At 64.2% G+C, this 9,365-nt stretch carries 9 protein-coding genes; 6 read left to right on the top strand and 3 right to left on the bottom strand.

The features are described 5' to 3' along the window. Window positions 1–64: 64 nt before the first annotated feature. The 3 genes from EN943_RS06240 (at window position 65) to EN943_RS06250 (ending at window position 2,762) form a co-directional block, all read left to right on the top strand. Window positions 65–814, top strand: a complete 750-nt coding sequence (locus EN943_RS06240) for an electron transfer flavoprotein subunit beta/FixA family protein (RefSeq protein WP_027038146.1) — start codon at window positions 65–67, stop codon at window positions 812–814. 23 nt (window positions 815–837) lie between these two features. Beyond that, entirely contained in the window at window positions 838–1,767 is a 930-nt protein-coding gene (locus EN943_RS06245) for an electron transfer flavoprotein subunit alpha/FixB family protein (protein WP_127411929.1), read from the top strand. 116 nt (window positions 1,768–1,883) lie between these two features. After that, a complete protein-coding gene (locus EN943_RS06250; protein ID WP_013529423.1) occupies window positions 1,884–2,762 on the top strand; it encodes a 3-hydroxybutyryl-CoA dehydrogenase in 879 nt (292 codons plus the stop codon). 57 nt (window positions 2,763–2,819) lie between these two features. On the opposite strand, the gene EN943_RS06255 is transcribed toward EN943_RS06250, so the two are convergent. The 3 genes from EN943_RS06255 to EN943_RS06265 form a co-directional block, all read right to left on the bottom strand. Then, window positions 2,820–4,838: a PAS domain S-box protein gene (locus EN943_RS06255; protein ID WP_127411930.1), complete on the bottom strand. Its 2,019-nt coding sequence runs from the start codon at window positions 4,836–4,838 to the stop codon at window positions 2,820–2,822. Window positions 4,839–4,970: 132 nt separating this feature from the next. Next, window positions 4,971–5,609 (bottom strand): NrsF family protein, encoded by a 639-nt coding sequence (locus EN943_RS06260; protein WP_127411931.1) that lies wholly within the window; start codon window positions 5,607–5,609, stop codon window positions 4,971–4,973. Window position 5,610: 1 nt separating this feature from the next. Next, window positions 5,611–6,147 carry a sigma-70 family RNA polymerase sigma factor gene (locus tag EN943_RS06265; protein WP_127411932.1) on the bottom strand — a complete coding sequence of 179 codons (537 nt, stop codon included), beginning with the start codon at window positions 6,145–6,147 and terminating at the stop codon, window positions 5,611–5,613. Window positions 6,148–6,407: 260 nt separating this feature from the next. Here EN943_RS06265 and EN943_RS06270 point away from each other — a divergent pair, with 260 nt between their 5' ends. From EN943_RS06270 to EN943_RS06280, 3 genes are all read left to right on the top strand, one after another. Further along, window positions 6,408–7,415 carry an iron ABC transporter substrate-binding protein gene (locus tag EN943_RS06270; RefSeq protein ID WP_127411933.1) on the top strand — a complete coding sequence of 336 codons (1,008 nt, stop codon included), beginning with the start codon at window positions 6,408–6,410 and terminating at the stop codon, window positions 7,413–7,415. A 174-nt stretch (window positions 7,416–7,589) separates the two neighbouring features. Beyond that, entirely contained in the window at window positions 7,590–9,170 is a 1,581-nt protein-coding gene (locus tag EN943_RS06275) for an iron ABC transporter permease (RefSeq protein WP_164778098.1), read from the top strand. Beyond that, window positions 9,167–9,365: ATP-binding cassette domain-containing protein (locus EN943_RS06280; protein WP_164778096.1), on the top strand; the 199-nt coding region annotated here is incomplete at its 3' end. The genes EN943_RS06275 and EN943_RS06280, both read left to right, overlap by 4 nt.

Here is a 9,365-nt window from a genome sequence, read left to right on the forward strand (position 1 = left end):
GACAACTCAGAACGGGCGCAGGCTGTTATAGCGCGCCCAACTAGCGTGAAGAGGTGACAGGCAAATGAAGATCCTTGTGCCCGTGAAGCGGGTTGTGGATGCGAACGTCAAGGTTCGCGTGAAGGCTGACGGTTCGGCGGTGGAACTCGCCAACGTCAAGATGGCGATGAACCCGTTCGACGAAATCGCGGTGGAAGAGGCGATCCGGCTGAAGGAAGCCGGCAAGGCGGAAGAAATCATCGTCGTCTCGATCGGCCCGCAGCAGGCGCAGGAAACCCTGCGCACCGCGCTCGCCATGGGCGCCGACCGCGCCATCCTGGTCAAGACCGACGAACAGACCGAGCCGCTCGGCGTCGCCAAGGTGCTGAAGGGCGTCGTCGACGCCGAGCAGCCCGGTCTCGTCATCCTCGGCAAACAGGCGATCGACGACGATTCCAACCAGACCGGCCAGATGCTGGCGGCACTGCTTGGCTGGGCGCAAGGCACCTTCGCTTCCAAGATCGTGCTCGACGGCGACAAGGCCAAGGTGACGCGCGAAGTCGACGGCGGCCTGCAGACGGTGGAACTGAAGATGCCGGTGATCGTCACCGCCGACCTTCGCCTCAACCAGCCGCGCTATGCCTCCTTGCCCAATATCATGAAGGCCAAGAAGAAGCAGCTCGACGAGAAGACCCCGGCCGACTACGGCGCCGACGTCAAGCCGCGGCTGAAGGTCATCAAGACCGAGGAGCCGAGCGGCCGCAAGGCAGGCGTCAAGGTCAAGTCGGTGGCCGAACTGGTCGACAAGCTCAAGAACGAAGCCGGCGTGCTGTAAGCGATCGGGAAAGGAACAGAAAAATGACCATTCTCCTCATCGCAGAACACGACAACGCAACGCTTTCCGATCAGACCGCCAAGGCGCTGTCGGCGGCGCTGCAGATCGGCTCGGACGTGCATGTGCTGGTTGCCGGCAAGGGCGCCAAGCCGGCAGCGGACGCTGCCGCCAAGCTCAAGGGCGTGAGCAAGGTGCTGCTGGCCGAGGCGGACGAGCTTGCTGAGCGCCTGGCCGAACCGACGGCAGCGCTCATTGTGTCGCTGGCGGGCGCCTACGACACCATCATCGCGCCGGCGACCTCGTCGGGCAAGAATGTCACGCCGCGCGTTGCTGCCCTGCTCGATGTCGCACAGGTGTCCGAGATCATCGAAGTCGTATCCCCCGACACCTTCAAGCGGCCGATCTATGCCGGCAACGCCATCCAGACGGTGCAGTCGAGCGACGCCAAGAAGGTGATCACGGTGCGCACCGCCTCCTTCCAGGCAGCCCCCGATGGCGGCTCGGCGGCGGTGGAGACCATCAAGGCGGCAGCCAATCCCGGCCTGTCCACCTTCGTCGAGAACAAGCTTTCCGAGACCGACCGTCCGGAGCTGACCTCGGCCAAGATCATCATCTCGGGTGGTCGTGCGCTGGGTTCGGCGGAGAAGTTCCAGGAGGTCATCCTGCCGGTCGCCGACAAGCTCGGTGCCGCCGTCGGCGCCTCCCGCGCCGCGGTCGATGCCGGCTATGCGCCGAACGACTGGCAGGTTGGCCAGACCGGCAAGGTGGTTGCCCCCGATCTCTACATTGCGGTGGGCATCTCCGGCGCCATCCAGCACCTCGCCGGCATGAAGGATTCGAAGGTCATCGTCGCCATCAACAAGGACGAGGAGGCGCCGATTTTCCAGGTTGCCGACTACGGCCTCGTCGGCGATCTCTTCGTCATTCTGCCGGAGCTGCAAAAGGCGCTTTGACGCTTTCTGCCAAAGCGTATTAAATGGTGAGGGTGGGGTAGACGAAGTCGCCCCGCCCTTTTAGTTTGCACCGCACAAAAAGCAGGCCGCAAAGGCCTTTTGACGGGATCGGTGTAATGAGCAAGATCGAGACGATCGGCATCATCGGCGCGGGCCAGATGGGCGGTGGCATCGCCCATGTCTCCGCGCTTTCGGGCTACAAGGTGCTGATCTACGATATATCCCCCGACCGCATCGAGAAGGGCATCGCCACCATCAGCGGCAACATGGCCCGCCAGGTGGGGTCCGGCAAGCTCGACGAAAAGGTGCGCAACGACGCGATGGGCCGCATTTCGGCTGCGCCCGCGATGGCCGATCTTGCTGGTGCTGACCTGGTGATCGAGGCGGCGACCGAGGACGAGACGGTCAAGCGCAAGATCTACGCCCAGCTCTGTCCGCAGCTCAATCCCGAAGCCATCCTGGCGACCAACACCTCGTCGATCTCGATCACGCGGCTTGCCGCGCAGACCGACCGGCCGGAGCGGTTCATCGGCATACATTTCATGAACCCGGTGCCGCTGATGAAGCTGGTCGAACTGGTGCGCGGCATCGCCACCGAGGACCAGACCTTCGAGGCCGCCAAGACCTATGTGAAGCAGCTCGACAAGACGATCACGGTCTCGGAGGATTTTCCGGCCTTCATCGTCAACCGCATCCTGCTGCCGATGATCAACGAGGCGATCTACACGCTCTATGAGGGTGTCGGCTCGGTCGATGCCATCGACACCGCCATGCGGCTCGGCGCCAACCATCCGATGGGGCCGCTGCAGCTGGCTGACTTCATCGGGCTCGATACCTGCCTGTCGATCATGCAGGTCCTGCATGACGGCCTGTCGGACTCGAAATACCGCCCTTGCCCGCTGCTGGTAAAATATGTCGAGGCCGGCTGGCTCGGCCGCAAGACCGGGCGCGGCTTCTACGACTATCGCGGCGAGCATCCCGTTCCGACGCGCTGAGCGGATCGTCGGCGCAAATCAGGGACAAGCCTTTCGGATGAGCGGTGACAGGCTCAATCAGGAGGCCGCGGCCAGCGGCTCTGTCCGGCCATCCACGATCTGCGCGTCGGGCGCCACGGAGACACAGCCACGGCCCGCCGCCTTGGCCGCATAGCAGGCCGCATCGGCTCTCGCGATGATCTCGTCGACCTCGCCGCAATTGGCATTGATTGCAGCCAGCCCGATGCTGGCGCCGATCACGTGAGGACGGCCGTCCCAGGTGAAGTCCAGGCCGCCGATCGCATCGATGATGGAGCGTGCCGCGATCTTGGCGCCGGCTGCCGAACTCGATTTCAGAATGACCGCGAATTCGTCGCCGCCGAGGCGAGCGACGATATCGTCTGGACCAAGCACGCTGCGAATCGCCTCGGCAACCCGCTTCAGCAGCGCGTCTCCCGCCGCGTGGCCGCCCGTGTCGTTGACCAGTTTGAAGTGATCGAGGTCGATGAACATGAACTGATGTCCGGCACCTCCGACCGACTTTGTCGTGTCGGCGGTGCCGTCCTTGCGTGCCTGGCCGATCAGATCCTCCATGGCGCGGATGAAGCTGGAGCGGTTGGCAAGGCCGGTCAGCGCATCGTGTGCCGCGGCGTGCGCCAGTTGGCGCTGCAGCGCGCGCGCGTCGGTAAAGTCCTGGAAGACGATGACCAGCCCGCAGAATTCGTTCCGTTCGTTGACGATCGGCGACACCACCTGGCGGATGCTGCAGCGCGTGTCGTCGCGCCGGATAAGGACGGCGCGGCTGTTCTGGTCGGCGGGCGCATGAACGCCAACCGCGGGCCGGGTCACGCCGATCCTGTGCCCCGTCTCCTCGTCGACCGCCCAGTAGACATGGCCAAGCATCTTGCCGAGAGCCTCGCCGCCGGCAATCCCGGTCAGCTTTTCGGCGACCGGGTTCATGAAGGTGATGCGGTTTGCGGCATCGGTGCAGATGACGGCATCGCCGATCGATTGCAGCGTCACCCTCAGCCGCTCCTTTTCATCGACAAGCATTGCCGCCGACACAGTGAGGCGCTCTTCGGCCTCCTTGCGGCGGGTGATGTCGGTCAGGCTGCCAATGGCCCTGATCAGCTGTCCGTCCTCGTCACGTTCGATGGCCTTGCCGCGGTCGAGTATCCACATCCAGTGGCCATCCTTGTGGCGCATCCTGAACTCGGCCTCAAAGAACGGTGTCTTGCCCTCGAGATGGGCGCGATCGGCTTCGGCGACAGTCTCGCGATCGTCAGGGTGGATCATCGTCAGCCAGCGGTCGGTGTCGCCATCGAGTTCGCCATCCGCATAGCCCAGCATCTTGACCCAGGTCGAGGAATAGGTCGTGCCGCCCTTGCGCATGTCGAGGTCCCAGACCCCTTGGCCGGCACCGGCGAGCGCGAAATTCCAACGCGTCTCCGCTTCGGCAATGCGCGCCTCAGCCTGCTTGCGCGCGTCGATGTTCTCGATTTGCGAGACGAGATAGAGCGGGCGGCCGCTGGTCTCATCGCGAATGACCGAACCGGCAAGATGGGCCCAGACGGGCGTTCCATCCTTGCGGAGATAGCGCTTTTCGAAATGGAAGGAATTGACCGTGCCCGCCTTCAGATCGTCCATCGTCTCCCGCCCGATCAGCAGATCGTCGGGATGCGTGATCTGGAAGAAAGTCAGCGCCTCGATCTCTTCGCTTGTGTAGCCAAGCATGGCGGCGAAGGCCGGATTGGTCTGGCGGATGCGACCGTCGAGACCGACAACCACGATACCGATCGCCGAATCCTCCATGGCGCGGCGGAAGCGCAGCTCGCTCTCGGCGATCTGCTGGCGATCCCTGGTGATCCTGCGGATGGACAGGGCGGCGAGGAACAGCGCGCCCACCGCCACCGCCACAGCGATCTGCAGGGAGAGCTTCAAGGCTTCGGTGCCGAGGTCCAGGCGCGACAGCAGGATCGAGGTCGCCAGCACGCCCGGGCCGGCGACGAGCAACGCCAGCCCTGCATGCCCAAGAGATTTTCGGCTGGTCAATCCTCGCCACATCACGATACGTGCCACCCCCGTGCGCAAACGCATGTTCTCGCATCAACCTTGGCGGATCGATTTTAAGGAAAGGTTGCGTCCGGCCTGCCGGCGCCATCGCTAACCGGCAAACAATTGCCGGCATGATTAAGGATCGGTGCATGGGCTCGCGATCGTGGCGGAACGCTACCAGCGTACGAAAAACCGTCCGCCGAGCGCGCCGAGCAATGCGAGCGCTGCGATCGCTATCGTGTACCAGGTGGCGACGAAAAGCGGCGAATCGTCGAAGCAGTGCGCCGCATAGAAGGTCGCCGCCAGCCCGCCGGCGAGCAGACCCGCAACCGCGCCGGCAAGCACCGGCCGTGTCGGCGCGCCGTAGCGCAGCATCCACAGGAAGATGGCAAGCGGGCCAATGCCGATCAGCGGGATGAATGCCATGCAGATCATCATGTTGGAGCCGACCATCCTTGTACCCCATAGCGCCTCCGGCACCATGAAAAGCTCCAGAACCACTGCCACGGCCACCAGCACTGGCGCCGCGATCATCACAGCCATCGCCCGGCCTGTCGAAGCACCCGGCGTCGACAAGGCGCGGATCAGGGCGAAGGCGCTGACGGCAAGCACGATGGTGAAGACGAATTTGGAAAGAAAGCGCATCGTGTGCGCGGCCGCCATGAAGTCCGGGCGTGGGCCGATGGTCAGCAGGAAGACGATGGCCGCGATCACCGCTGCCGCACCGGCGGCCAGCCACCAGGCCGATTGCAGCGGCATTGCCTTGCTGCTTGCATCGGCGTCCAGCGCCTTGATGAGATCGTCCGTTCTCATGTCATTCCCGCCCGAATCGCTTGGCTATCGCCGCAAGTCCGCGATGCAGCGACACACGCACCGCCGTCTCGCTGATGCCGAACTTTGCCGCCGTCTCTCCGATGGAGCGACCTTCCACCGACACGGCCGAGACCACGGAGCGCTGTGCCGGCGACAGGCTGTCCAATGCCCGGTTGATGTCGCGCTCGCTGATGGTCTCGGTTTCCGGCTCCGCGAACGTCTCGGCGATATCGTCGACGTCGATCTCGATGCGCCGTCCGCGCCGCCGGAACGCATCGATCAGCTTGAAGCGGGCGATCGCGTAGATCCACGGCAACACCGGCGCATCCTGGCGCCAGGTATGTCGTTTCACATGAATGGCCAGCAAGGTTTCCTGCACGACATCCTCGGGATCGACCCCGCCCTGCACGATCTTGCGCCTGGCAAAACCGCGAACCAGCGCGGCAATCCGGTGCAGAAAGTCGGCGTAAGCCCTTTCATCTCCCGCGATCGCGGCCCGCATCAGCCGGGAAAGTTCGGCCTCGTCCTTGCCGCTCACAAGAGTTCACTCCCCCGATTTTCGCGTCTCGGCGCTGATTTGTTACGTGGCTGGCGAAATAATGTCCAAGCCAAACTGTCGACAAATCACGAAAGTTTGCGGCACCGCCGAACCGGGAGCATCACGCGGAATTGTCCGTCCGGCACCAACCTTTGCACGTCAGCGACCGATTGAAGCACATCGACAATGTTGACTACTGCTGTCAGGTATCGATAGGTGCAGCCTTGACAGACCAAGGCCCCGAAATCGAGGACAATGCCATGAAATACGCTCTTTCCACTCTCGCCGGCGCCACCGCGCTGGCAATCAGCCTGATCGCCGGTCCGGCAAAGGCGGAAGATGATGGCATCATTGTCTACAACGCCCAGCACGAAAGCCTGACCAAGGCGTGGGCCGAAGGCTTCACCAAGGAAACCGGCATCAAGGTCACCGTGCGCAATGGCGGCGACAGCGATTTCTCCAACCAGATCGTCGCCGAAGGTACGTCTTCGCCGGCCGACGTGTTTCTGACCGAAAACTCGCCGGCCATGGTGCTGGTCGAGACGGCCGGCCTTTTCGCACCGGTCGACGCCGACACGCTGGCACAGGTTCCCCAGGACTATCAGCCGGCCAGCGGCAAATGGGTCGGCGTTGCCGCGCGCAGCACGGTCTTTGCCTACAACAAGACCAAGCTGACCGCCGACCAGTTGCCCAAGTCGATGCTTGACCTCGCCGATCCGAGCTGGAAGGGCCGCTGGGCCGCCTCCCCGTCGGGCGCCGATTTCCAGGCCATCGTCAGCGCCCTGCTTCAGCTCAAGGGCGAAGCCGCTACCGCCGACTGGCTGAAGGCGATGAAAACCAATTTCACCGCCTACAAGGGCAACAGCACGGTGATGAAGGCAGTCAATGCCGGCGAAATCGAAGGCGGCGTGATATACCACTATTACTACTTCGGCGATCAGGCCAAGACCGGTGAAAACAGTAAGAATGTCGAGCTGCACTATTTCAAGAACCAGGATCCGGGCGCCTTCGTCTCGATCTCCGGCGGCGGCGTGCTGGCCTCGAGCAAGCATCCGAAGGAAGCCCAGGCCTTCCTGAAATGGGTGACTGGCAAGGGCGGCCAGGACGTGCTGAAGACCGGCGATTCCTTCGAATACGCAGTCGGCAAGGGCGCGGACTCCAACCCGAAGCTGGTGCCGCTCGCCGATCTGCAGGCACCGAAGGTCGACGCCACGACGCTGAACTCCAAGAAGGTCACCGACCTGATGACGGCAGCCGGCTTGCTTTAGTTGCCATTCCTCCTAAAAGGACAACCGGCCACGCTCCCGCGGGACTTCGCCTTCCGCGGGAGTGATTTTGTTTTTCGAGATGGCATTCGTCGATGACGACACGCTGTGTTCCCGACCGCGATTGCGGTCCTTCAATTGCTGCCGCTGGACGGCAACGGCACGGCGTCTGACCTGATGCAGTCTGCGGTCGATCTCGCGCGCTCGGGCCTGCCTTCGGGCATAGGCCGAAAGGCTCGGCGACGTGCACCGCTTTGGCTGGTCATCGCCGCCATCTTCGTCGCGCTGCTGGCGCTGGTGCCGCTTGCCTTCATCATCTGGATCGCGGTGCAGACCGGTTGGGAAACCGTCTCGGCGCTGGTCTTCCGGCCGCGTGTCGGCGAGCTTCTCGTCAACACTGTCCTGCTGGTCGCGCTCTGCGTGCCGATCACCATCGTGCTGTCGGTTTCGCTGGCCTGGCTGACCGAGCGCAGCGACCTGCCGGGCGCCCGGCTCTGGGCCTGGCTGTGCGTGGCGCCGCTCGCCATCCCAGCCTTCGTGCACAGCTATGCCTGGATCACCATGGTGCCGGGACTGCACGGCCTGTGGGCCGGCGTGCTGGTTTCCGTGATCGCCTATTTCCCGTTCCTGTATCTGCCGGTGTCCGCGGCGTTGCGCCGTCTCGATCCTGCCCTCGAGGACGCCGCCGCCGCACTCGGCCTTGGGCCACGGCGCGTGTTCTGGCGTGTCGTGCTGCCGCAACTGCGGCTCGCCATCTGCGGCGGCTCGCTGCTGGTCGGCCTGCACCTGCTGGCCGAGTACGGCCTCTATGTCTTCATCCGCTTCGACACCTTCACCACGGCGATCGTCGACCAGTTCCAGTCGACCTTCAACGGACCGGCCGCCAACATGCTGGCCGGCGTGCTGGTGAGCTGCTGTTTCGTGCTGCTCGGCCTCGAAGTGCTGGTGCGCGGCGAGGAACGCTATGCCCGTGTCGGCTCCGGCGCCGCACGTTATCAGCAGCGCACGAGCCTCGGACGCGCCACCATCCCAAGCCTGCTCTTGCTTGTCGTCACCACGCTGCTGGCGCTCGGCGTGCCGTTCGTCACCATCGGCGGCTGGCTTGCCGCCGGCGGCGCCGCTGTCTGGCGCTTGGACGAGATTGGCCTGGCGCTTGGCCAGACGCTGTTCCTGGCGCTCGCCGGCGCCTTGCTCGCTACCGTCGCCGCCATGCCGATGGCCTGGATCTCGATCCGCGCGCCGGGGCCATTGCAGCGTATACTGGAGGGCTGCAACTACATTGTCGGCTCGTTGCCCGGGGTCGTCATCGCACTGGCGCTGGTCACCATCACCGTGCGCATCGCGCTGCCGCTCTACCAGACCCTGTTCACCATCCTGGTGGCCTATGCGCTGATGTTCCTGCCGCGCGCGTTGGTCAGCCTGCGGGCATCGATCGCGCAGGCGCCGGTCGAGCTCGAACGCGCCGCTTCCAGCCTCGGACGGCCGCCGCTGCAGGCGCTGTGGTCGACGACGATCCGCCTGTCGGCGCCAGGTGCCGCGGCCGGCATGGCGCTGGTGGCGCTCGGCATCATGAACGAACTGACCGCCACCCAGATGCTGGCGCCGAACGGCACCCGCACGCTGGCAATGGCGTTCTGGTCCTACAGTGGCGAGATTGATTATGCCTCGGCGGCACCCTACGCCTTCATCATGGTGGCGATGTCGCTGCCCTTGACCTGGCTGCTCTATGTCCAGTCGAAACGGATGGCCGGACGATGAGCTTTCTCGAAATCAGCGGCCTGCACAAGCAATACGGCCCGGTGGCCGCCCTTGCCGGCGTCGACCTGAGCGTCGCCAGCGGCAGCCGCACGGCGATCGTCGGTCCTTCCGGCTGCGGCAAGACGACCTTGCTGCGGCTGATTGCCGGCTTCGAGGCGCCGGACCAGGGGCACATCACGCTCGACGGTGCGATAT

Source organism: Mesorhizobium sp. M7A.F.Ca.US.006.01.1.1, from assembly GCF_003997935.1.
Taxonomy (GTDB): Bacteria; Pseudomonadota; Alphaproteobacteria; order Rhizobiales; family Rhizobiaceae; genus Mesorhizobium.

Excerpts from the sequence above, each read along its gene's own strand:
- EN943_RS06240 (WP_027038146.1), top strand. The coding sequence starts at position 65 with ATGAAGATCCTTGTGCCCGTGAAGCGGGTTGTGGATGCGAACGTCAAG.
- EN943_RS06245 (WP_127411929.1), top strand. The coding sequence starts at position 838 with ATGACCATTCTCCTCATCGCAGAACACGACAACGCAACGCTTTCCGAT.
- EN943_RS06250 (WP_013529423.1), top strand. The coding sequence starts at position 1,884 with ATGAGCAAGATCGAGACGATCGGCATCATCGGCGCGGGCCAGATGGGC.
- EN943_RS06255 (WP_127411930.1), bottom strand. The coding sequence starts at position 4,838 with ATGCGTTTGCGCACGGGGGTGGCACGTATCGTGATGTGGCGAGGATTG.
- EN943_RS06260 (WP_127411931.1), bottom strand. The coding sequence starts at position 5,609 with ATGAGAACGGACGATCTCATCAAGGCGCTGGACGCCGATGCAAGCAGC.
- EN943_RS06270 (WP_127411933.1), top strand. The coding sequence starts at position 6,408 with ATGAAATACGCTCTTTCCACTCTCGCCGGCGCCACCGCGCTGGCAATC.
- EN943_RS06275 (WP_164778098.1), top strand. The coding sequence starts at position 7,590 with ATGCAGTCTGCGGTCGATCTCGCGCGCTCGGGCCTGCCTTCGGGCATA.